At 61.9% G+C, this 20,233-nt stretch carries 22 protein-coding genes and 2 pseudogenes; 8 read left to right on the top strand and 16 right to left on the bottom strand.

Going from position 1 to position 20,233, the window contains the following annotated elements; genetic code table 11:
- Positions 1–8: 8 nt before the first annotated feature.
- The 3 genes from K289_RS53225 to K289_RS0136935 all read right to left on the bottom strand — a co-directional run bounded on the left by K289_RS53225 (position 9) and on the right by K289_RS0136935 (position 2,841).
- Positions 9–191: a DUF6527 family protein gene (locus K289_RS53225; protein WP_245284103.1), complete on the bottom strand. Its 183-nt coding sequence runs from the start codon at positions 189–191 to the stop codon at positions 9–11.
- Between the two features lie 146 nt (positions 192–337).
- Complete coding sequence (locus K289_RS0136940) at positions 338–1,738, bottom strand: ThiF family adenylyltransferase (protein ID WP_027556011.1); 1,401 nt, start codon at positions 1,736–1,738, stop codon at positions 338–340.
- Complete coding sequence (locus tag K289_RS0136935; RefSeq protein WP_027556010.1) at positions 1,735–2,841, bottom strand: multiubiquitin domain-containing protein; 1,107 nt, start codon at positions 2,839–2,841, stop codon at positions 1,735–1,737. Before K289_RS0136935 ends, K289_RS0136940 begins: the two co-directional genes overlap by 4 nt.
- Before the next feature lie 163 nt (positions 2,842–3,004).
- Between K289_RS0136935 and K289_RS46550 the strand changes: the two genes are divergently transcribed.
- Together K289_RS46550 and K289_RS0136925 are read left to right on the top strand one after the other, a co-directional pair.
- Entirely contained in the window at positions 3,005–3,385 is a 381-nt protein-coding gene (locus K289_RS46550; protein ID WP_035687312.1) for a helix-turn-helix domain-containing protein, read from the top strand.
- A gap of 2 nt (positions 3,386–3,387) precedes the next feature.
- Positions 3,388–4,311: an ImmA/IrrE family metallo-endopeptidase gene (locus K289_RS0136925; RefSeq protein ID WP_035687309.1), complete on the top strand. Its 924-nt coding sequence runs from the start codon at positions 3,388–3,390 to the stop codon at positions 4,309–4,311.
- Positions 4,312–4,333: 22 nt separating this feature from the next.
- Here the strand turns inward: K289_RS0136925 and K289_RS51905 are convergent, their stop codons facing one another.
- The 8 genes from K289_RS51905 to K289_RS0136885 form a co-directional block, all read right to left on the bottom strand.
- On the bottom strand, positions 4,334–4,471 hold the full coding sequence (locus tag K289_RS51905; RefSeq protein ID WP_198024848.1) for a hypothetical protein: 138 nt from the start codon (positions 4,469–4,471) through the stop codon (positions 4,334–4,336).
- Positions 4,472–4,810: 339 nt separating this feature from the next.
- Positions 4,811–5,869, bottom strand: a complete 1,059-nt coding sequence (locus tag K289_RS0136915; RefSeq protein WP_027556007.1) for a relaxase/mobilization nuclease domain-containing protein — start codon at positions 5,867–5,869, stop codon at positions 4,811–4,813.
- The gene (locus K289_RS0136910) at positions 5,866–6,384 is read right to left on the bottom strand and encodes a MobC family plasmid mobilization relaxosome protein (protein WP_027556006.1); all 519 of its coding nucleotides are present in this window, start codon (positions 6,382–6,384) and stop codon (positions 5,866–5,868) included. Before K289_RS0136910 ends, K289_RS0136915 begins: the two co-directional genes overlap by 4 nt.
- Before the next feature lie 424 nt (positions 6,385–6,808).
- Positions 6,809–7,789, bottom strand: coding sequence for a ParB/RepB/Spo0J family partition protein (locus K289_RS0136905; RefSeq protein ID WP_027556005.1), 981 nt, complete (start codon positions 7,787–7,789; stop codon positions 6,809–6,811).
- The gene (locus K289_RS0136900) at positions 7,779–8,540 is read right to left on the bottom strand and encodes a ParA family protein (protein ID WP_027556004.1); all 762 of its coding nucleotides are present in this window, start codon (positions 8,538–8,540) and stop codon (positions 7,779–7,781) included. The genes K289_RS0136905 and K289_RS0136900 overlap by 11 nt, the downstream gene beginning before the upstream one ends.
- 900 nt (positions 8,541–9,440) lie before the next feature.
- Positions 9,441–9,584, bottom strand: a complete 144-nt coding sequence (locus K289_RS51900) for a hypothetical protein (RefSeq protein ID WP_198024847.1) — start codon at positions 9,582–9,584, stop codon at positions 9,441–9,443.
- Between the two features lie 62 nt (positions 9,585–9,646).
- Positions 9,647–9,958: a DUF736 domain-containing protein gene (locus tag K289_RS0136890; protein ID WP_018273795.1), complete on the bottom strand. Its 312-nt coding sequence runs from the start codon at positions 9,956–9,958 to the stop codon at positions 9,647–9,649.
- A gap of 707 nt (positions 9,959–10,665) precedes the next feature.
- Positions 10,666–10,848: a zinc ribbon domain-containing protein gene (locus K289_RS0136885; protein WP_027556003.1), complete on the bottom strand. Its 183-nt coding sequence runs from the start codon at positions 10,846–10,848 to the stop codon at positions 10,666–10,668.
- A 148-nt stretch (positions 10,849–10,996) separates the two neighbouring features.
- Between K289_RS0136885 and K289_RS52595 the strand changes: the two genes are divergently transcribed.
- Positions 10,997–11,197, top strand: coding sequence for a hypothetical protein (locus tag K289_RS52595; RefSeq protein ID WP_035687306.1), 201 nt, complete (start codon positions 10,997–10,999; stop codon positions 11,195–11,197).
- A 180-nt stretch (positions 11,198–11,377) separates the two neighbouring features.
- Here the strand turns inward: K289_RS52595 and K289_RS0136880 are convergent, their stop codons facing one another.
- The 4 genes from K289_RS0136880 to repA form a co-directional block, all read right to left on the bottom strand.
- Entirely contained in the window at positions 11,378–11,737 is a 360-nt protein-coding gene (locus K289_RS0136880; protein WP_245284102.1) for a hypothetical protein, read from the bottom strand.
- Positions 11,738–11,902: 165 nt separating this feature from the next.
- On the bottom strand, positions 11,903–13,135 hold the full coding sequence (repC, locus tag K289_RS0136875; RefSeq protein ID WP_027556001.1) for a plasmid replication protein RepC: 1,233 nt from the start codon (positions 13,133–13,135) through the stop codon (positions 11,903–11,905).
- Positions 13,136–13,332: 197 nt separating this feature from the next.
- Complete coding sequence (gene repB, locus K289_RS0136870) at positions 13,333–14,352, bottom strand: plasmid partitioning protein RepB (RefSeq protein ID WP_027556000.1); 1,020 nt, start codon at positions 14,350–14,352, stop codon at positions 13,333–13,335.
- Complete coding sequence (gene repA, locus K289_RS0136865; protein ID WP_027555999.1) at positions 14,349–15,563, bottom strand: plasmid partitioning protein RepA; 1,215 nt, start codon at positions 15,561–15,563, stop codon at positions 14,349–14,351. Before repA ends, repB begins: the two co-directional genes overlap by 4 nt.
- Positions 15,564–17,093: 1,530 nt before the next feature.
- Here repA and K289_RS0136860 point away from each other — a divergent pair.
- From K289_RS0136860 to K289_RS0136850, 3 genes are all read left to right on the top strand, one after another.
- Positions 17,094–17,339 carry a type II toxin-antitoxin system VapB family antitoxin gene (locus tag K289_RS0136860; protein WP_027555998.1) on the top strand — a complete coding sequence of 82 codons (246 nt, stop codon included), beginning with the start codon at positions 17,094–17,096 and terminating at the stop codon, positions 17,337–17,339.
- Positions 17,339–17,734: a type II toxin-antitoxin system VapC family toxin gene (locus K289_RS0136855; protein ID WP_027555997.1), complete on the top strand. Its 396-nt coding sequence runs from the start codon at positions 17,339–17,341 to the stop codon at positions 17,732–17,734. The genes K289_RS0136860 and K289_RS0136855 overlap by 1 nt, the downstream gene beginning before the upstream one ends.
- Before the next feature lie 298 nt (positions 17,735–18,032).
- Entirely contained in the window at positions 18,033–19,244 is a 1,212-nt protein-coding gene (locus K289_RS0136850) for an RHE_PE00001 family protein (protein ID WP_198024846.1), read from the top strand.
- 142 nt (positions 19,245–19,386) lie between these two features.
- Here the strand turns inward: K289_RS0136850 and K289_RS46540 are convergent.
- A pseudogene (locus K289_RS46540) lies at positions 19,387–19,551 on the bottom strand (DUF736 domain-containing protein); the annotation flags it as partial.
- 217 nt (positions 19,552–19,768) lie between these two features.
- On the opposite strand from K289_RS46540, the gene K289_RS51035 reads away from it, so the two are divergent.
- Both K289_RS51035 and K289_RS46535 read left to right on the top strand, forming a co-directional pair.
- Entirely contained in the window at positions 19,769–19,933 is a 165-nt protein-coding gene (locus tag K289_RS51035; RefSeq protein ID WP_156918386.1) for a hypothetical protein, read from the top strand.
- Between the two features lie 68 nt (positions 19,934–20,001).
- Positions 20,002–20,233 (top strand): annotated as a pseudogene (locus K289_RS46535) (IS256 family transposase); the annotation flags it as partial.

Raw genomic sequence — 20,233 nt, 5'->3', positions numbered from 1 at the left:
TCACGTGCTCAATCGCACCACTCCACGCGGCCGTGCCGGAGCCAGAAGTGCGATCGGCAGCCGGTCTGAAGCCAGACGGAAGGTTTCAGACTCGGACGCTTCGACGAGTCGACCAAGAGATCCCATCGCGGTTTCGCCTCCTTGACGAGGAGAAGCTCGATGCTTTGGCCGCAACCGCAGGGGCATCGCATTCCGACGCACCAGTTCTCGTCGCCTTCGCGCGCCAGGACCAGATCGCGACGAGGCAGGCGCGCCGGGAGACTGTCGCCCTCGACGATCTGCAGACCGCGCCTCGGCCCGTATCGATCGAAGGCGCGTCTGAGCCACCTCGGAATCATCACGCGGCCTCCTTCCGACGCCGCCCCAGGAGCGGCAGCCCGAGGAGCGGCTCCTGATCGCCGCGTGCCAACGCAGGATTCGGTGCGGCCGCGAACGTCGATTCCGCGAAGAAGTCCTCGTCGCACGCCGCCAGGCTGAACATGGTGCGGGCGTAGTTCTCGTTCGGATCGAGACGGAAGGGATAGGCCCGCGCCACGAACTCGTTCATGCAGGCGGCCGACGCCCGCATGTTCAAGGTGATCACCGACGGAGCCTCCTCCGCGAGCCCCTTGATGTAGCCGGCCTCAACCTCCGCGCGGTGTGCGTCCGGATCCGCCTTGGCGAGGTATTCGGCCCGCAGCGTCTCGGGTGAATAGACGCCGCGATCCTGCAGCGTCGAGCGCCCGGGCTGCACGTAGTCGATGCGTCCGCAGACGTCCGCGATCGCGACGCCGCCATCGCGCGTCTTTCTCGTCGGGATCGTGACGCCGACGTCGAACAGCGGGATCAGGAAGGCGCTGCTGATGAGGTCGGCAAACTGGCGGGCTTCGAGCGTGTCGACGCAACAGTACAGCACATCGCCCTGACTGGCGGCGATGACGGCATCGCGCGTGCCGATCTCGCGCGGAATCGGAAACGCCACGCCGGGCCCGCGATAGGTGACGACGGCGGCCGCGAGCATCTCGGCCTTCAGACGCCCGGTCTTCGCGTCGTCGAGCGTGGCATTAAGGATTCTGTTCAGGTTCTTGGCCTCGACCTTGTCGAACTCGATGTACTGGTTGCGGCCGAACCCCAGTCTCGCCGCCTGCTCGGCGGTGATCGAACCCGTTCCCGACACGCCGATGAAGGTGGCGCAGAGCCTGGCGAGCTCGGCGGTCATGCCGGAGGTGAAGGCCATCGGCCTCCTGGCGCGCCGCGGATCGCTGGCCTGATCCTCCCAGAAATACAGAAGATCATGTCCGACGACGTTGACGAGCTGCGCCGGCGTGACCGCCAGAGAGCGGTCGTACAGCCTCACGCGAATGGCGCCGTCCGGGGTCATGACGGCGTTGCCGTGGATGTCCCCGCATGCCTCGAAGAGACAGGGCATGACGACGGCGTCGCTCGCGTCGTCGGCCGCCGAGAAGGCGAACAGGCCTCCAGGGTGTGAATGGATCAGCACGATCGCCGATCCGAACGGCTCGGCGACGTCGATGGCCTTCTCGAGATACACACCGGGCCAATCGATCTCGTCGGGTCGCCGCGTCCGGCATTCGCCGTGCGGGACCAGGATCAGGTCCTTGACCAGCAGACGGAGTCGCGGGCCCGGCGTGCGGGTGCAGACCAGGATCGCGGCCGCCTCCTTGCCGTCTCCCGGAAACAGATGCTTGCCGAGACTGTCGTAGTGGACTCCGGAGAGCGTCAGCGCCGGCGAGATCATTGGCCGACCTCCTTGGCGATCGCCGACTCCACCAGCGCCAGATGCGTGATGACGTTGTCGGTCGCGGGATTCCAGGGGGCCGGGGGACCGCGGTGGCGCGACCAGCCGTTGAAGGGCGTTCCGAAGATCGTCGCGGCGACCTGGGTGCGGTCGATCGGTCGGCCCGAGGTCAGGTTCAACTTCGGGCTGGTGTAGAACATGTCGATCTGCGCCGTCGGATAGGTCGGCGGGATCAAGAACGCCAGCATCACCATCCGCGGCGCATAGCCGGGCGGGACCTGGTAGTTGTGGATCAGGAGCCAGCGGCTGGTGCCGTCGATGACGGTCTCCCAGAACACCCCGAGCGAATCGAGGTGCTTCTCGTCGACCTCGAGAAGGTCGAAGTGGCGCCGCGGTTTTGCCGCGGCCTCCCCGTTGTGGACCCCGGTCGGCGTGAGTCGGAGCTTTTCGATTCCCGGAGTGCGCAGATCGACCGTGTAGTCGAGACCGACGGCGCGCTTCGGCTCGCCCTTCACGATCAGGAAGATCTGCCAGCCCTTCGTCGGGTCGAAACCGGCGTCGAGCAGCGCCTGCTTCACGACGATGGTCGGCTGGTGAAGCGTGAGGACGACACCCTGGACGTTCAGCTTCCAGCTCGGCTTGCGGCTGACGAAGGATTCGATGCCGCCCTTGCCGAGGTCCACGAGATCGCGGGGCGCGATCACGCGATCGGGCTCGTCGACACGGGTCAGCAGCAACTCGTCCTCCGGCGGCACCTTTCCGAGCTTGCGGACGACGGCCCCGGAGATCATCCGGCTCGGCCATTCGAAGCGCTCGCCGTCGATCGTCAGGAAGAAGAGCCGATCGGTCTCGACGACGATGAACTGATTGCCGGCGCTCAGGTCGGCGATCTGGCTCGGGGCGATGTCTTCGAGACCGCCGTCGGGCAGGAACTGCAGAACCACCGCCTGCTGCGCCGGCGTGAAGCCCGCAGCGCGGCTGATCTGGGCTCCCGTCGGGGTGGAATCATGGATAACCACCTGACGAAACTCAAGATTTTCTCCCGCGACTTCGATCGTCTGCCCCGCTGCGCGGTGATCCGGAGCAGTTTCTTGGATGCTCATTAGCGTACCTTTCTCCGGACATCGCCGGCGTTGATGGTGGCGCTAATATGAACGAGCCTGCTAAATTTGTCAAGCAAACGGCAAGCGTGCTTGAAATACTTAGCAAATAGCGTATGATCCCGTTAGGCGGGGATTGGCCCCGCCTCTCGGGAACGGAGGAACGATGGCAGATGAAGAACTCGATGACACCAACACGGCGGAGAGCCTCGGTCGCTATCTGAAGAGCGTCCGGCTAGGTCACAAGATGACGCTGCGGGACGTCGAAAGCGCCACCGGCAAAGAGGTGTCGAACGCATACCTCTCGCAGCTGGAGTCGGGGACCATCAAGAAGCCGTCCGTCCACGTGCTGTACGCCCTCTCGACGTCGCTCGGCGTCCCGTACGAAACGCTCATGGAGCGCGCGGGGTACATCGTCCCTTCCGGTCAGAAGACGGAAGGTCAGAAGCACGGAAAGGCCGCGACCTACTCGATCGATAATCTGTCCTCGGACGAGGAAAAGGAACTGTTGAACTATCTCAACTTCATCCGATCGAAGAGGAAGTGATCATGCGACGGCCGGACGACTGCACTCTCACGCCCGGCCAATTGGCCATCATCAGAAGGGAAGCCGAGCGCGCGCTGCGGGAAGCAGGCGCGCTCGGCGTGTTTCCGACGCCCGTCGAACGGATCATGTCGGTAGCCAACGTCGAAGAGGTCAATGAGGACCTGCTATCGCCCGGGCTGCTGGCTAAGATTCGCGCGGGTGCCGAGATGGCCGGCGGCCTGCTCAAGCGCGCCGTCTCGAAGATCATGGGTCTATTCCATGCGAGCGCCGGCCTGGTCTACCTCGATCAGAGCCTGATCGAGGTGAAGAAGCGGTTCGTCCGCCTCCACGAATCCGCCCACGGATTCCTGCCGTGGCAGCGTCCGCTGTACGCGGTCGTGGAGGACTGCGACAAGTCGTTGGATCCCGACGCGGCCGACCTGTTCGACCGCGAAGCGAACGTCTTCGCGTCCGAGGTGCTGTTTCAGCTCGATGCCTTTCGCGACATGGCGGAGAGCAGGACGTTCGAGGTGTGGACGCCGGTGCGTCTCGCCAAGCAGTTCAACGCCTCGATCTATGCCTCCATCCGGCAGTACGTCTCCAAGAACCACCGCGCATGCGCCGTCGTGGTGCTCGACATGCCGGGGCTGGTCGAGGGAGACGGCTTCCGCGCGAACCTTCGCCGCGTCGTGCAGTCGCCGACCTTCATCGAAACCTTCGGCAACGACATGTGGAATGCGCCGTACTACACGCCGGCGGACGAGATCGGCCGACTGATCCCGCTCGGCAAGAGGAAGTCGTCGGGAAAGCGCAACATGGTGCTCGTGGACCGGAACGGCGTCAGACACGAATGCATCGCGGAATCGTTCACGCAGAGCCACCAGGTGTTCGTGCTGGTGCATTCGGTAAAGACCCTGACCGCGACCCTGTATCTGATTTCGGCTTGACGAAACGCTTGCGTCCGCGCCGCTACTTCTTCTCGTTCTGGTGCTTCTCCAGCCACTCCGTGGCGGCGGCCTGTTCCATCACCAGCGACGCGGTCGTCTCGCGCATCGAGGCGGCCGCCTTGATCCTCTTGATGATCTGAGGATCCATCGAGGTCAGCATTGGCTTCTGGTGCCCGGCGGCGATTTCCGTCCGGGTTTGCCCGCCGACTTCTTCTTTCCGTCATCGATCCGTTGCCCGCGCGTAGTCCGATCCGCCCAGAGTCCCACGGGGCACGGCGGGCGGCAAGCGTCGGCCACCGAGCGGCGCCCGTTTTCCCGATACTACCGAAACAGCCGGAGCCGCCCCGAATGCGCGCGGGTCGCGCGGACGTGCAGGCTTCGAAAACCACAAAGCCGTCCTTGCTCGCCGGAGCAACGCTTCCCTGGACGTGTTCGAGGCGTTCCGATAGCTGCCGGAGATCCGATCTAGCTCGTAGAGCATCTGATCACGCCGATCCAATCATCTTGTCCGCTCATCGTCTCGCTTGTCATCGCGTCCCTGCTCCGCGCCGCGCCGCCGGGCATTGGCAAGCTCAGAAAGCTCGTTCTTCAACGCATGCCGGCGGGTTTCGAAAGCGGGCATATCCTTGACGAATTGCCGTATCTGTCGCGCCAGCACGCGATCTTCTGCCACTCCAGACCGCTCTAGCTCGCCGGCATAGTCGATATATCGCCGGCGGATAGCGTCCTGGCGTGACTTAATCTGTTCGTTCCAAGGATGTTTGGCAGTCCTGCCGCCCCTCACTTCCGAAAGCACCTCCTTACGGGCGAGCCTATCAACCTCAGGCGTGATCTTTCGCTTGCGTAAAGCGAGCACCGCCCCGCGATCGCCCTTTCGAACTCGTCCACGGGTTCGCCGCGGCGTTGCCTCCGCCTCGATCCCTCGAAGCCGGAGTTCGCCAGCAAACCGCTCCCGCCAGGCCTGAAGATCCGCCTTGCGGGGATTGAGGCGCCTGCCGTCCTGTCCGCGGGACCGAACGGTCAAGTGCACATGGGGATGCTTGTTGTCTAGGTGCTGGACGAAGACGTAGTCGTGATTGTAGCCAAACGTCTCGATGGCAAACGCTCGGGCCGAATCCTTGACTGCGATGGCATCGGTACCGGCCGGCATCGACACAATGATGTTGATCGAAAGCGATGCATCACGGCGGCGCTTGGCGTCGAGGGCAGCATCATCCTCCCATCGTTGCTGCAGGTCCTTCAATCCAGAACGCCCCGTCAAAGCCGTGCCCTGCTCTGTCTCCACATCGAGCTCGCCATTTCGCGTGATGTATGCAAGGTGTGACTTGAGATGCGCCACGTCCTTTGTGCGACCGGTGATCTTGACCATCACCTCTGGTGCTCGGCGAACGATGCGTTCGAGTTTTGTACGCATCGCCGGCGTAAGGCGACTTGGAGCGGCCGGATCGGGGATATCCCACTCGGCCCGCCGTGGTCGCCGATTGGGCGTCTCCCAAACATACGAGATCGGCGGAAGTTCGGAGGCCAGGTCGGTCGGCCGCGGCGAGCGCCGGCTCATCGCCGCCCATCCCAATAATCCGTGTTGCCGTGCAGCGCACTACGCAATTGCGCGAGTTCTCTTTCGATGACCGATTTGGCCTCTTGAATTGCGGACAGATCGGGCTCAACAGCCCTGCCCTGCAGCACACTGGCGTTTGCGGCACGCGCAATCTGGTTGATGTTGCCGCCGATCCGGTTGAGCTCGCGAACGATCGCGCGGAGCGCGTCATGCTCGCCCGGGGAATGCTGTACGGGCGACCCCAAACGCGAGCGAACCAAGGCAACAATCCAGCCGGTTCGAGTCATGCCACGCTGATGTGAAACTTCCGCGAGCTGCCGCATCTCGCTCTCGCGAAATCGCACCGTCACCTTCTCCGGTCGCCCAACAGGCAACGCCAAGATGCGCGGCGCTGGCCTAGCTAGTGCATCAGCAATGAGACGCCGCAGCAGCGCGGATTTGCCGCCCTGGGTCGCCGCAAAGGCCGAGAACTCCGCCGCGACTTCGTCGGAGACGCGAAGAGAGATCAGAGCCATGCACTCCAATCCCAATCGCGATGTAATACATCGCTGGCGCGAAGCCTATCCTGCACTAGAAAACGCGAATCCCTCCATCCCCTCCATGTTGGTTCAAACCAACGGGCTCGGCAATCAAAGCTCGGCATTTGATGCAGGTGAGATCCAACCCAAGCGACGATCGATGCACAGAATTCCTTCGGGACTGACGCAGCCGTCACCTCAAGTGCTTCTGCTCCACGAACGTCGCGCGTTGAGATCGGCAACACTGGCACCGAGCATGTGGACCGCGGCTTTCCAGCAGCCTCCGGCCTCTCTACGGCGCTGTGTGGGGCGCGTTCGGCCTCCGGCTGCTGCGCTAACGCGCCATCCTTCAGATGGGAAATCCGCTCCGCCGGCGCGCCAAACGCGGCAGTATTTCTAAGGAGACAGTCTAAGACCGGCTTCATGCGAAAATGATCTCTTCGATCGTGATGGTCGATGCCGGCACCTCTTCCGCTTCTTTTGCGCCATCGATCAATAGCACGGCATGGCGTGAGCCTTGGGACGCGGGCCGATCGACGAGCAGACAGGCGGCGCGATCTTGGTGGCGCACTCTGATCGTCACTGATGAACTCATTCCCTCATTTCGATGGACCGAAGAGTTAGAGCGCTTTTCCGCGGCCGCCGTTACACGGCCTCTCTCTATGGGTCGCAATGCTAGTTGCGGTGCGATCGGGCCTCGTGCCGATTGAGCTCCAGCGGCACCTTCGCAGTCAGCATGGGAGCCGCCAACTTCGCTACGAATTTTGCGAGCCAGCTGCCGGGCGTTGGCGTCGGTGAAGCTCTCCTGTGCTGCACATATGGTCTCGACGGCGTTGGGCTGCTCACGCCAAGCCTGGTAGAGTTCATACACAGCACGGATTGACGAGCCGGCAAGCTTCGACCGGAGAAATTCCGGCATACTTTGGACCGACGCGTAGCGAGACACCCAGTCCCTGGGCTTACCGAGCTTGCGCGAGATGTCAGCCTGGTTATCGCCCTGCTCCAAGCGGTCCGCGACGAATGCCGCAATTTCGGGGGCATTGAGGTCGTCCCGCTGGATGTTCTCAATCATCTGAACATAGCGATCCGCAGAACCAGCGGCATGAACGAAAGCCGGGATGTCACGGAGACCGGCGCGCTTAGCAGCGCGATATCGCCTCGCACCCATGACGATCAGGTACCGGCCTTCGACGGTTCCCTGCCGCAGCACGATCGGTTGCAGCACGCCATGCTGACGGACCGATTCCGCGAGCTCATCGAGCTTCTGTTCGTCGAAGCTGCGACGGGGCTGGCCTGGATCTTCGTCAATGCGATTGATGGCGATGGAAGTCGGTTGCCCGGTTGCGGCGACACCATCTTCCGCGGCGTCGATGAGCTGCTTAAAGCTGAGATCAAGCGCCATGTGCCGACTCGTTCATCTGCGCGACGATCTTGGCGAGAACATCACGGATTTCGCGACCAGCCTCCTGCGCAGAGCGGCGCTTGAGCTTCCAGACCGGCAGGCGTTCCGCAACAGCCTCAGCGTAGCCATCCCTTGCAACGATCTGGCCGGGGAACACATATTTACCGGCCTCGCGCAGCAATTGCTCAAGATGCGTCCTTTGACGAGGCGATTTCGTATTGAAGTTCGAAGGCAGCAACCCGAGGAACTTCGTGTCCTGGCAACCATAACGCCTCTGGACGCCGATCACGGTCTGCATCAGACCTTTGACGCCCTTGATCGAATAGTCCTCCAGATAGATGGGGGCCAGCACATGCGACGCCGCAACCAAACAGCCGACACTGCGCAGTCCAAGTGATGGCGGCGTATCGATGACGCAGGCATCGAATTGATCCGACGCGATAGCGAGGTTCTCTTGTAGTGTGGTTATGGCGGCGGCAGTGCTGCGATCGAGATCAGTCAGCGAGCTATCGGCCGGTGCAAGCGTTAGGCCTTCGTCTTCTCGAGGTACGATCCGTATCCCCGGCTTGAACAAATCCGCGGCTAACGTTGAACCGGCGTAGTGCCTCAACGTATCGGACGCATTGCTCTGCGCATCCACGTCGATCATGAGAACGCGGAGATTCGCTTCCGCCATGAACCAAGCCAAATGCACAGCAAGCGTGGTCTTGCCGACCCCGCCCTTTTGATTGTTGATGACAATGGTCTTCATCTCAAAATCCGGAATGGGCCTGGCGGCGCTGGGTTCATGTCCTCGTCCATCGTTTCGTGGGGGTGTTGGTTTGAACCAACAGGGATTGCGAATCCGATCACCGGAACGATCCCGAAATTCACCCGGCGAATCCCCTGCCAGAAGAGTCAGGTCAGTACATCGCCAACATAAGGAACAAATTCCAGCAAGCGCGGCTGAGACCGTGCTCGTTGCTGGACCACTGCTGTCGACACCGTCGCGAGAGGATCGTCACGCGAATGCGCGGAGACCGCTTGCGGGCTCCGGGAGCGCCGCCCGGCGGCGCGAGTAGAGCTGTCCCCGGAGGGGCTCGCCCAAACGATTAACGCAGTATCACACGTAGGCTGGCCTTATTGGCCGGGAGCCCACTTTCCTTAAGCATTGGCGCCTATTCAATTCGGCCAATTCGAGGGTTTCTCATATACTGGATGAAATCGTACCTTGGGTCGTAAGCGTTCTCGGCTTTTTGCTTTTGCTCCCGGATATTACCGGCATTTGGAGAACAGTTTCAGCCTACCGTGTTTTTGTTATCGTACTTATAGCTCTCGCAGTTATGTCCGCTCCGTTGTTGCCAGATCCTCGTAAGGATTGGATTGAGCCCGCAATAGCCACGGAATTGGGCGCCCTTTGTGCACTCAAAAGGGAACGTGCTTCGGGCGCAAAGGCTCTAGACCCAGCGACAGACCAAGGAATCGTGGGGGGAAAACCCTATTCTGTAAGCGCTCCGGAAAACTTGCCAATCCTTGCAGAGTAGCGCTGCGATCACTGATCTTCGATTCAGCATCGCCGCATCGAGCTATCCGCGAAGCCGACCCTGTAGATGTTCTGAACGGAGGAGCGGCCCCTAACGACGGTGCGTCGTAAGACGCAAGACGAGGGGGCTTATGCCCCCTCCCCGGCTGCAAGCGCTTCGTCGCGTTGGCGGATGAGTTCGGCTAGCTCGAGCTCGAGCGTCTTGCGCTCCGCCGACGTGAATACGCAGTCGCGCAGCTCGGCTCGCAATTCTTCAATGATGTCGATGGTCATGATCGCATCTCCGGTCGAAGGGAAGCAGGCCCCGCCTTGCGGCGGAGCCCACTGACTGAGCTTCAGTCCCGGTTCGGACGAGACCAGATCAGTTGGAGACCTTCCGCACCTTCGACCTCGGTCAGGGTGGCGTAGATCGGAGCGGGGAAGCTCGGATCGTCCAGCTTGACGGAGAGGTAGTCTCGCTCGGTGTCCTTGGCGGTCTTCTGCCAGGCCGCACCCAATTCGACGTTGCCCGAGTAGATGCGGAAGTGCGGTCCCTTGTCGGAAGGGTTCTCGACGCGGATCAGCTTGGCCTTGACGTTGAGGTTGAGCGTCTTGATCGCGCCGGAGAAGCCGTTGCCCGTGGAGGTGAAGGTGCCGATGGTAGCCATTGTCTCATTCCCTTGGTTTTCTCGGCCGCGCCTATCGCGACCTCGATGGCGGTCGTGAGACCGGAGGCGATCGACCTGCACCCGGAGGGCCGAAATGAAATGGAGGGCGGCCGGCAGCGACTTTCTTGGACCGCGAGGAATGGCGCGCAGCGCCAGGGGAAGAAAGTCGAGGACGGACGTTGCAGGGACAAGATCGAGAGCCCGCAAAGCGGGATCGGCCTTCGGTCAGACCAGCCTCTATCGAGGACGCAGATGGGTGCGCCCGTCGCGAAAGCACATGGAATGAAAGACAGACGGCCCTGTGCGCCATTCGGATCTCAAGGCAACGAGCGTCGCAGCGAAACGTTGTTCACCATAAGCAGGCCACCTAAGCGCCGGGTCATCACCTACCAGGGAAACTATCGCTGTCAGCAACGTCGGCGCACCTGTCGAAGTGGCCATCGCAAGATCGATAACGAGGCCGCCGACGTTCTCGCCATGCGGATGCAACCCGGTCCTCCGCATCCATGCGACCGACATGCGCTGCGAGGCGTGAAACGGATGCTAGCGTCACTGCACGTGCCGGCCGCCGAGTCGACGATTCCGCCGGCACGCGCGATGGAACGTAGCTTGGCGTGCGGGTTGCAACGCCACAGCATTGGTGCGGGTTGTGAGCACGATCAAAGTCGACAGCGATCCGGCTGCCGGGCTCGATTTCGGTTCGAACGTTACTTGGCCGGCGGCCGCAGCGGGCCTTCCGCCCATTTCCGGGCGGCGGGATCGCGCAGCGGGTCGTCTTCGCAGGCCAGGCAGACGTAGCGTGGCCGGCCCGGCGCGACGTCGTCGGGCACAACCGTCATCGGCTTCCCGCACTTCGGGCACAGCTTCCGGCTAAGGTAGAGCGGAGTCATGGTTTTTCCCTGCCGGGACCAGCTTAGTTCCCGGTGCGCCGCGAGCACAAGTCGATCGCCGAAACTTGTCTGTATGCACCAGACCGCTTGACGTGGAGCGCATCCAGCATTGAAATCCGGTTTTCAGTGATGTTGCGGGGGTGGCGTCGTGGAAGACTTTTACAGGAGCTTCGCGCAGCGGGCGCGCGATCTAGCCGAGAACGCGGACCCGTTCACCAAGCGGCGCCTACTCGACCTGGCCCAGCGATACGATCTCAAGAGCAGACCGGGAGCACCGGGCGGTCGGACCCTCCCGCCCCCGCGTGCGATGCCGCCGACCACGCTGTTTTCCGGATCCGGCGAAGCTTAAGACTTGGTCCGAGCGCTGCCCGTTCGTCGGTTTTCCGTGTCGTCATCGACCGGGACGAGCACTCACCGACCGTCCTGGCGGTCCGGGTGCCATCTCGGCCACCCGCGGTCGCGGTGCTCGCGTTAGTACAAGCTCGCCCTACACCACTGAACCGCGCTGACGCAAACGCGGCGCGAGGAGTCATCGCCGGCGCCGCGCGATCTCGTCAGCGACCATGCCTTGCGCCCGCACGAGCCGGTCATGCAGGGTCTCGAACATATCGAGGATGTCATCATTCGGCTCATTCTTGCCCTGCTCGATGGCTTCGGCGACGAGTTCATCGAGGGGTGTCTCCTTCAATTGGCCCTTCTCCAGAAGCTCTTCATACAGGTCATCGCTGTTCGGCTGCGGTTGGATGCGGCCGTCGGAGTTGCACCAGACTGTGAATGTCTGATGTCCCAGAACAGCCTGCTCGACCATTTTCGCATCCAGCGGAATCAGCGTCCCCCAGGCCTCGCCCGCCTCGTCGGCGAACCCTGCCACGTACATCCGTTGCTCCACGGCGTCCTCATCGCGAAGCTGGAAGAACGGCGTGAGGATGATTGGAGGGCATTTCGCCATGACTATTTCTCCGAACGGTTTGCGTCGACACAATGCAGCAGCGGCATCAGCGAGCGCCTTCGATCACACGAAAAAGGCAAGGTCTGGGAGTTTCACCTCATCGCCTCACGCCCGCTGCTTGTCTCGCCGCCGAGAATTGATTTGCGCCATCAGGATCGGGCCAAGCGAAAATTCGCCGGCCTCGGCTTTTCGCGTCAGACCGCGCAGATAACCGCCGGCGGAATTGATCGCGGCGCCACGTTGCAGGATGCACGCAACGACGACGGCTGCGGGCACCTCGCCCATGACCGTTTGCGCCTCCTCCCAGGCGCTGGGGCTGATCCCGAGCGTTGATCGAACGACCGCCGCGGTGGCGAGAAAATCTCGCCAGTTCGAAATCCCACCTTTCGCATAATCGACGATGTCCGGGCATGCACTCAGGACCATTCCCAACGGATACGCCCCCTCGGCGACTCGCGATGGTTGAGGTTTAGGCTCAGCTCCCGCCGCCCTGCCTTCTCGGGGGCTAGGTTCAAGTTCAATTAGGGCATCGGTATTTGAATTCTGTATGTGGCGCTCAGAATGGGACTCATTGCCGCTCGAATTCTTAGATTTGATGTGCGCTTCCAGCAGATTGAGGACGTCATCAGCAAGTTGAGACAGCTCGTCGGCGATCGGCTCAAGCTCCTGGCGCGTCGCGGTGCGCGGAATCTGAACAACCATCGCGCGGAAAGCGGCATGCACCTCCTGCCAATCGGCGGGCCCCTGCCCTGCCCTCCGCGTCGGGACGCCTTCCTCGATGCCGGTTGCAATCATCTTCGCGATGTCGCGCCGGCACAGCGTGATCCGCTCACGCACGAGCTTGAGTGCGCGGGCTTCGGCTTCGATATCGGCCGCTAGGCTCTCGAACTCTTCCGAGCGCACGACGAGCGGCGACAGATCGAAGCCGAAGGCGAGCTCGATTTCGCCAACATCGTCCTTCCGCGCATAGCGCTTGCCATTTGGACTATCGCGTCGAACGATCAGTCCCGCGTCGACCAGCACTGCGAGGTGGCGCCGCAGCGTCGATGCCGGCATGCCGTGCGCCCGCCGACTGAGCTGATTGTTTGATGGGAAGACGATCAGATCATCCTCTCCTGTGAGCGCCGTCTCAGGATGGAAGGTCAGGAGCGCGTTTAACACTGACAGCGCGCGCTCCGACACGCCAAGGCGCGGCCGTGCCGTGCAGATGGCATGGAAGATCTTCCATTTGTGGACGATCTTTTCGGGAGGGCGTTCGGTTGCGACCATCTGGCTTGCCACATGGGCAAGTGTCAACGATCGCCGCCCAAAGGGCGTCGTTGGAGAGTGTGACTGCATGTCTTTGCCTCAGCTGGGCAAAGAAAACCTGCTCGCCGAAACGACGATAAAATCGCGTAGAAACTCTTGACTGCGATTCGCGAAAGTGATTCTCTGTCAGTCGCCAAACTTGAAGAGAAGGGCTTCCGGAACTCCGTTTCGGGGGCCTTTTTCTTTTGCCTTGTCTGCTCCTGGTTCGTGTTTACGGGACGAGGCCGTCAGGCCTCGGTAGTTTCCTGACCACTGCTCGTCTTGGAAAAGGCCTCGAACAGCGCCGGAAGTTGGTCGACAAGAAATGCCGCGAATGTCGCCGAGACATTCTTGTCGAGGGTAAGCTTCAATTCGCGCTCGGCCTGACGTACGTGCGCAATCTTGTCGCCGGATACGGAGAAGACGGGCTTCTCTTCCGATGGCTTCGATGTCCCCGCGGAAGATGAACGGCTTGCCGCCGTGAATGCTGCAAGAAACCGGGCGTCGGTTTCTCGTTCTGCAAATTTCGGTTCAGCGATCGCCGTTCTGACACGTTTGAGCGCCGCGTCATCCTTGATCAATTCAGCGAATGACTGCCAGCGGCCGCGGCCTACTTTTGGAGCCTTCCCGATTGCTTGAATGACTTCAGCTGGGACCGATCGAGCAACGGCAAGAAGTTTCGAGGCCTCGGCTCGATCGATCGACAGCGCATCTTGTACGATTGACCGACTGTGCCCGGCATCTTCGATGTGCATCGCGAAGGTGGCGCGCTCAATGAAACTCAGATCTTCGCGCGGTGCGTTCTCGAGCCCTTGCGCCACGACAAGCGCTTCATCCGATAGTGATCGCACGATCGCTTTGACGGGAATCCCCAATTCCCGCGTAGCGCGGACGCGGCGATGACCATAGGCACTCTGGTAGCGCCCTTTTACTTCAGGATGCTCGCGAACGAGAACGGGCACTTCTTGGCCGCGTTGTGAGATCGACTGCTTAAGTGCCTGAAACGAGCTATCGTCCTGGTCGCGAAAGCGATCCGCCAGCGGCGACGGATCGATAAGGGAGGGGTCGATTTCAAGGATCATCGCCCCGGATGCGATCTTGTCGCGCAGCTCCTCGTTCTCTTTCTCGACTCCGGAAAAAGTGTCTTTCAACGAGCGGACTGAGCCCGAGGAGACCCGCGGCAGGGCAGCGGGCATGTTGTCAGCTGACAACGCGGGTGGCTGAGGGGCGGTGAAAAGGCTCTTGATGGTGTCAGTACGTTTGCTCATCGACCCCACACCTTCTTAAGAAGTTGCGCGATTTCGGCATTGACCGCGTCGACCGATTCCAATGCGCGGTCGTAGGCGCCCCGCCCTACAGCGCCGCGCTCCAGCTCGTACAGTGATTGCTTGGTGAGACCTGCATTGGCGATTGCAGTCGATTTCCACACCGTGGCTTGGAGCACATCCGATCCAAAAAGGGTCCGGAGGAGAGCCACGATCTGAGCTTCGGGCACGTCATTGGGATCGTGACGCGTGATGACGTACCGGATGAAATCGTGATCGAGTCGTCCGCCAGCTTCCTCGATGACGGACATGAGGTCCGACGTCATGAGGAGAAATTGGCTCATTGATGCGACATCGACCATCTGAGGATGGATTGTCACGAGCATCGCGGTCGCCGCGTTTAGCGCACCCATGGTCAAGTAACCAAGTTGGGGTGGGCAGTCGATGACGACGACGTCATAGTCGTCGGCGATCTGGTCGATGGCGCTGGCGACGCGGCGAAAGAATAGATCGTGCCCGCGTTCACGACGCTCGACCATGGCTCGAGGCGTGGTGTGCTCGAACTCCATCAGCTCGAGATTGCCTGGCACGAGACCTATTCCGTCAAAATAGGTCGGCCGAACGACATCGCGCATTGGCCGCCGGTGCTCGTCATATCGTATAGCGCCGTAGAGCGTTTCGTTCGCCCCAATGTCAAACTCGGGTTGGTACCCGAACATTGCCGACAGCGAAGCTTGGGGATCGAGGTCAATCGCCAAGACCCGAAAGCCGGCAAGCGCGAGGTATTGCGACAGATACAATGCTGTCGTCGTCTTGGCAGAGCCACCTTTGAAGTTCGCGACGGTGATGATTTGGAGCTTGTCGCCTGGGCGCCGGCGCGGGAGAAATTCCAATGCTTCGCGCGGCCGCGCGTTGGCTAGATACCCGCGCAACTCATGAATCTGAGCCAAAGTATAGGATCGTCGCCCCCCGATCCCCGTCGTCGGGCTCGGCCCGAGTCCGTCGAGAGAAAGTTGTCGAAGGTACCCATCGGATACGCCCGCAATTCGCGCAACCTCCCCCGAGGTGAATGACCGGAGCGATTTGCTCGCTGAAGGCGGGAAAAGCGTCGTCGCGAGCGATCGCAGCTGACCGGACAGAATGCCGGCATGCCGAGAGATCCGCGCAGACGCAGTCTCGCTCATCGTCACCGAATCTTCCGCTAAGCTCGTCATCTACCTTCTCAAGACGGTTTCTGCGCGTCAGACGCCTAATCTCCGTCTTGAGAGATGGCCACGATTCTATGATTTGAGCAAGAAATAAAGGGTTAACGAGTTCTTAACGGCCGGGGGCGTGCCCAACAGCGAGCACCGGCATTTCGGGCGTATCGCCTGGCTGTTGTCAGCTGACAACGGCGGCCCCAGCGGCGGAACGAGGCTCTACCATAGCATGATTCGGCCGGGCTGCCGGGGTCCCCCAAGTGTCATTCCGTACCATGCCACCTCTGCTCCGATCGGTGTTGCTACTGTGCGGATGCGCCGGCGCCTCGGTCGATGCGCTGCAATACCCTCGCTTTTGGTGTCGCGTCGGCCCCCACCGGCGCTTGGCGAGGGGTCGATCCATGCCGTGCGAGTGCCTCTATCCCCTGCTTCAGCGCGTCGTTGCGCCGGAGAATCGCGCCCCTCGTAATGTACGGTGTGCTCGCTCACCTGCTCAGCCCGATGCCGGGGGGGGGGGGACGCCGCCGCGAGAAGCGCCCTCCCCGTCCCGTCGACGCACCCTAGAAGAATGGTGAGCGGTAGGACGTTGAGGGAGTTTGGCTTGGCCGGTTCGGCAGGACGCTAGGTTGTCGCGGTGTCGATCGACACGATACCGCAGCACTGCGCTGGTCGCTGCTCGTCCGAGGCAAGGCGAGCGCCACACGGCGACAGGTCATCAACCGGCCGGAGATTAGGGTCGAGCAATCGACCGAGTACGATGGCATGTTGGCGCCAACATCAGATTCCTTCCTAGGCAAGGCGCTTCGATCGCAGGGCTCGTCCATCGGAAGGCCCGACGGATTCACGGATTGTTGTCAGCTGACAACGCCCACTCCAAGGGGAGGGTGGTGTCGGCAGGCGAAAGCCGGACCCTAGACGATCCAGTGGGCATCGGGATCGAGCCGCGACCGCGCATCGTGGGGGAGAAGGAATCAGCCGAGGAGCGGACTGAGCTCGTGGCGCTGTCTCGAACCGATCCGCAAGGAAGTTGATCCGCAGCGTCCGGCGTCGGAACGGCGCTCCATTTACGGGCCATAGGGCCGACCAACCATCCAATTTCACGAAGTTGCGTGAACATCATATGGGGTCGATCGGGCAGGGAAAGCCGACTACGCGGTGCCAGCTACCAAGCAGCCGCTAAAGCATTGCTGTCAGCTGACAACAATCTGTGCCCTCCGGTCATTTGGATCCAAGTCGCCAACGTCTGTCCAGTTGAGGCAAGTTCGGCATCGCATCAGCCGCGCCGACGCGGCCGATGAATTCACACCCCGGAGGCGAGGGCCGGCCGAGATTGTCCTCGCCTGGAGTCCGGGACATGCCCGTGGTCTTGAAGGGATACAGAACCGGAAGACCGGAGGCATACGATTCATAGAATGCTAACCATAAGGGACTTGCGGCCTCCTGCGCGTCCTTACGACCTTCTCTCCTAGATTTGCCTCCCTGCTTTCACGTGGTGTATCCGAGATGTTATATAAGGATACACGGTATGAGCTAGAGGAGCGCCTGATGGCCTTCCATATCAAGAATCCGGAGACGGACGCCCTGGCCCGGAAGGTCGCGGCGCTGAAGAAAATCGGACTGACCGAGGCCGTGCATGCGGCGCTCGCCCATGAACTCGAGCGCGAGCAGGGGAAGCCGTCGATGGTCGATCTGGGCGTCCAGTTTTGTCGCGACTTGAGGGCAAAGGGCAATCCGCAGAGCGGTAGGCCTGCTGACAAAGCGTTCCGCGACAGCCTGTACGAGGATTCCTGATGTTCATCGACGCTTCGGCCCTCACCGCGATGCTGACCGACGAAGACGAGGCGCGCGAGTTGCTGGCGCGTGTACAGCAAAGCACAACCCGGCTGACCTCGCCGCTAGCCGTGTGGGAGGCGGCGATTGCCGTCGCCCGCCTGCTCGATCTACCTGTCGCAGTGGCGGCCGAAGCGGTCGAGAGCTATCTCGCGTTGATAGAAATAAAAGTGGTGAACGTTGTGCCTGAAACAGCCCGCATCGCGCTCGACGCCTTCGACCGCTTTGGCAAGGGCCGACACCCGGCGCGGCTCAATTTCGGGGACTGCTTCGCCTACGCCTGCGCCCGATATCTTGGCGAACCGTTGATGTTCAAGGGCGCCGATTTTCCGCAGACCGATATCGAGGCCGCCTGACAAGCGTTACTATCGAAGCGAGCCTCCGCGTGGCAAAAATAATGAACGCTGATTCGCAGCGAAGCCACCGAGCGACGCCGCGGAAGCCAGCCGTGACCGCGCGGCCATTCGGAAATCGGCCTTACCGACGAGGACATCTGAGCGCGGACGTTGGCCGAAGGGGGGGTCCGGAAGAGGGCAGGGGAACTGACCAGCGGCGCATCTCCTCGGCGGTTTGTGACGCCGACCGCGGCGACCTCAGAACTCTTTAATCTTACGAGCGGAAATCAGATCCTGAGGATTCGGAACCAGCGTCGCTATGACGGAATCTAAAGCCGTGTTAGCTTCTGTTTCGTCGGCCTCCATTAAGGTTATCAGGACCTTGCCGTTCAGCTGCAAAATCCCCGATCCACTGCCCTGGACCCAGCTCGCCGGCCCCCTTGCGACCGCCGAGGACGCGCTTGCCCGGCTCGACGAGCGCCTCGCGAAGAGCCCAATTCGGGATGGATGGATCAGCCGAAACCACTTCACCGATGCCTGCGCCAGTCTATGGCTGGAGGGCGAACTCGTCCACCTCGAAGATCTGGTTCTCCATGACGCCGGCATGGATATCCGCGCACCGACCCATGAGCTGACTCGGGCACGCGCCGTACTGCGCGCCCGCCGTCGCATCGTCCGGGAAAAGCCCAACTGGGCGTTGTCACCGGCGGGCCTTGCCGCCTTGCGCGGCCTGGACGGGACGGGCGACCTGGATGAGGTAGGGGGCGAGCGCGAAGAGGGTGGAGCAGGGGATTGCGATGCGAGGGAGGCCGGCGATGTGTTGGAGGCAGCGCTCGCACCAACCGCAAATGACGATGGGCTGTCTGAGGCGCTCGCTGCCGTCGATGCCGCGATGGCCAAGACCGATCGCGCCCTCGCCAGCGATAGCCCGAGTCAGTTCCGTCACGCGACCGATCGCGATCCGCTGGTCTACGACATCGATTGGGACGAGGACGACCGCCTCGCCACCTGGCGCGCCAGCCTCGATGAGGCCCGCAACTTGCCGCCGACGCTCGCAGCGGCCATCGCGGCCGACGCATGGCGCAGCATCGAACCGCTACAGCACAGGCCATGGCTGGGCCAGTTGTTGGCGGCGGCGCTGTTGCGTCAACGTGGCAAAACGCGCTCCCACCTCGGCTGCCTGCACGACGGGCTGAAAACCATCCCGCGCGAGCGGCGCCGGTCGCGCGACACCGCGACGCGGCTTGTAGCGGAGCTAGATGCGATCACGGCTGCAGCCGAGGCCGGGTTGAAGGCGCACGATCGCTGGCTCAACCAGCGCACTCTCCTCCTTCGGAAACTAACCGGTCGCCGATCGACTTCCAAACTGCCGGCGCTCGTCGACTACGTGTTGACCCGCCCGGTCGTCTCTGCCGGCATGATCGCTCAGGAATTGGGAATCACGTCACGGGCGGCATTAAGCCTGGTTATCGAGCTCGGCCTGCGCGAGGCCACCGGGCGAGGGCGGTATCGGGCTTGGGGAATCCTCTAGGAGACCTCGGGGCGGCCGATACAGATCGCACCGCGCGCGAGCGGTGGCCGACATGCGCGCGTTCAAGTTCTTACCCATCGTTGTCTCTGCCTTTTGACAGGCGAAGGCCTCGCCTCGCGGCGAGGCCTTCTTGCGCAGGGTTTCAGTCGCGGCTCGGGCGAGACCAGATGAGCGAGTGGCCTTCCTCGCCTTCGATCTCGACCAGCGTCGCGTAGATCGGCGCCGCGAAGCTCGGGTCGTCGAGCTTGACCGAGAGATAGTCGCGGTTCTGCTCCTGGGACTTCTTCTTCCACGCGGCGCCGAACTCAGCCTTATGTGGTGCACCACATAACATCGATTATGCGGAGAGCGGGATTATGCGGAGCATTGGCCTGTAAGGTCTGTTTTTCCGCCGATTTTGGCAGTTTTTGCTCCGCATAATTCCAATCGTTGAACAGCGGCGGCACGTATTGTCCCGCCTTAAGCCCGAGCCGCTTTTGGTCTATGTTGATCGGTGGCATGGAGCCCGGAGCTAGAGCTGCGATTTGGCGGATAAGGATGACGCCTCAGAAGAAATTGCACGCATCCGGCGGCGGCTGGCCGATCTGGATATCGAGCGGGTGCGGCTTGAGCATGAGCTGGAAAGGCTTGAGCAAAAGCTGATATCCGATAATCGTGCGGGGATGTCCCGGGTTCTGTTGAATTTCTGAAGAGGTCGGCGTTGCCCACCTTGAGCCGGTAGGCTCGGGGTGCTGATTCCACAAAGGAGAGCAACGCCATGACGAGAGATATCACACCGGCTGGTTCGCCGGCGACTGGGGCTGTGGACGAAGCGTTTGCAGAAGTGCGGGCGAGCTTTGATCGGTTCTGCCTTGCGGCGGGGATCGAGGCGCTCGGCACGATGATGGAGGCGGATGTCACGGCGGCCTGCGGGCCGCGCCACGGTCGCGATGCGGCGCGGCGGGCGCACCGTTGGGGCCGAACGCGGGGACGGATCGGCTTCCACGGCG

The sequence above is a fragment of the Bradyrhizobium sp. Cp5.3 genome, from assembly GCF_000426265.1.
Classification (GTDB): Bacteria; Pseudomonadota; Alphaproteobacteria; order Rhizobiales; family Xanthobacteraceae; genus Bradyrhizobium; species Bradyrhizobium neotropicale.
The sequence above is the reverse complement of the archived record's forward strand: the minus strand, read 5'-3'. Positions and strand labels throughout refer to the sequence as shown.

Excerpts from the sequence above, each read along its gene's own strand:
- K289_RS53225 (WP_245284103.1), bottom strand. The coding sequence starts at position 191 with ATGCGATGCCCCTGCGGTTGCGGCCAAAGCATCGAGCTTCTCCTCGTC.
- K289_RS0136940 (WP_027556011.1), bottom strand. The coding sequence starts at position 1,738 with ATGATCTCGCCGGCGCTGACGCTCTCCGGAGTCCACTACGACAGTCTC.
- K289_RS0136935 (WP_027556010.1), bottom strand. The coding sequence starts at position 2,841 with ATGAGCATCCAAGAAACTGCTCCGGATCACCGCGCAGCGGGGCAGACG.
- K289_RS46550 (WP_035687312.1), top strand. The coding sequence starts at position 3,005 with ATGGCAGATGAAGAACTCGATGACACCAACACGGCGGAGAGCCTCGGT.
- K289_RS0136925 (WP_035687309.1), top strand. The coding sequence starts at position 3,388 with ATGCGACGGCCGGACGACTGCACTCTCACGCCCGGCCAATTGGCCATC.
- K289_RS51905 (WP_198024848.1), bottom strand. The coding sequence starts at position 4,471 with ATGCTGACCTCGATGGATCCTCAGATCATCAAGAGGATCAAGGCGGCC.
- K289_RS0136915 (WP_027556007.1), bottom strand. The coding sequence starts at position 5,869 with ATGAGCCGGCGCTCGCCGCGGCCGACCGACCTGGCCTCCGAACTTCCG.
- K289_RS0136910 (WP_027556006.1), bottom strand. The coding sequence starts at position 6,384 with ATGGCTCTGATCTCTCTTCGCGTCTCCGACGAAGTCGCGGCGGAGTTC.
- K289_RS0136905 (WP_027556005.1), bottom strand. The coding sequence starts at position 7,789 with ATGGCGCTTGATCTCAGCTTTAAGCAGCTCATCGACGCCGCGGAAGAT.
- K289_RS0136900 (WP_027556004.1), bottom strand. The coding sequence starts at position 8,540 with ATGAAGACCATTGTCATCAACAATCAAAAGGGCGGGGTCGGCAAGACC.
- K289_RS51900 (WP_198024847.1), bottom strand. The coding sequence starts at position 9,584 with ATGACCATCGACATCATTGAAGAATTGCGAGCCGAGCTGCGCGACTGC.
- K289_RS0136890 (WP_018273795.1), bottom strand. The coding sequence starts at position 9,958 with ATGGCTACCATCGGCACCTTCACCTCCACGGGCAACGGCTTCTCCGGC.
- K289_RS0136885 (WP_027556003.1), bottom strand. The coding sequence starts at position 10,848 with ATGACTCCGCTCTACCTTAGCCGGAAGCTGTGCCCGAAGTGCGGGAAG.
- repC (WP_027556001.1), bottom strand. The coding sequence starts at position 13,135 with ATGCAGTCACACTCTCCAACGACGCCCTTTGGGCGGCGATCGTTGACA.
- repB (WP_027556000.1), bottom strand. The coding sequence starts at position 14,352 with ATGAGCAAACGTACTGACACCATCAAGAGCCTTTTCACCGCCCCTCAG.
- repA (WP_027555999.1), bottom strand. The coding sequence starts at position 15,563 with ATGACGAGCTTAGCGGAAGATTCGGTGACGATGAGCGAGACTGCGTCT.
- K289_RS0136860 (WP_027555998.1), top strand. The coding sequence starts at position 17,094 with ATGGCCTTCCATATCAAGAATCCGGAGACGGACGCCCTGGCCCGGAAG.
- K289_RS0136855 (WP_027555997.1), top strand. The coding sequence starts at position 17,339 with ATGTTCATCGACGCTTCGGCCCTCACCGCGATGCTGACCGACGAAGAC.
- K289_RS0136850 (WP_198024846.1), top strand. The coding sequence starts at position 18,033 with ATGACGGAATCTAAAGCCGTGTTAGCTTCTGTTTCGTCGGCCTCCATT.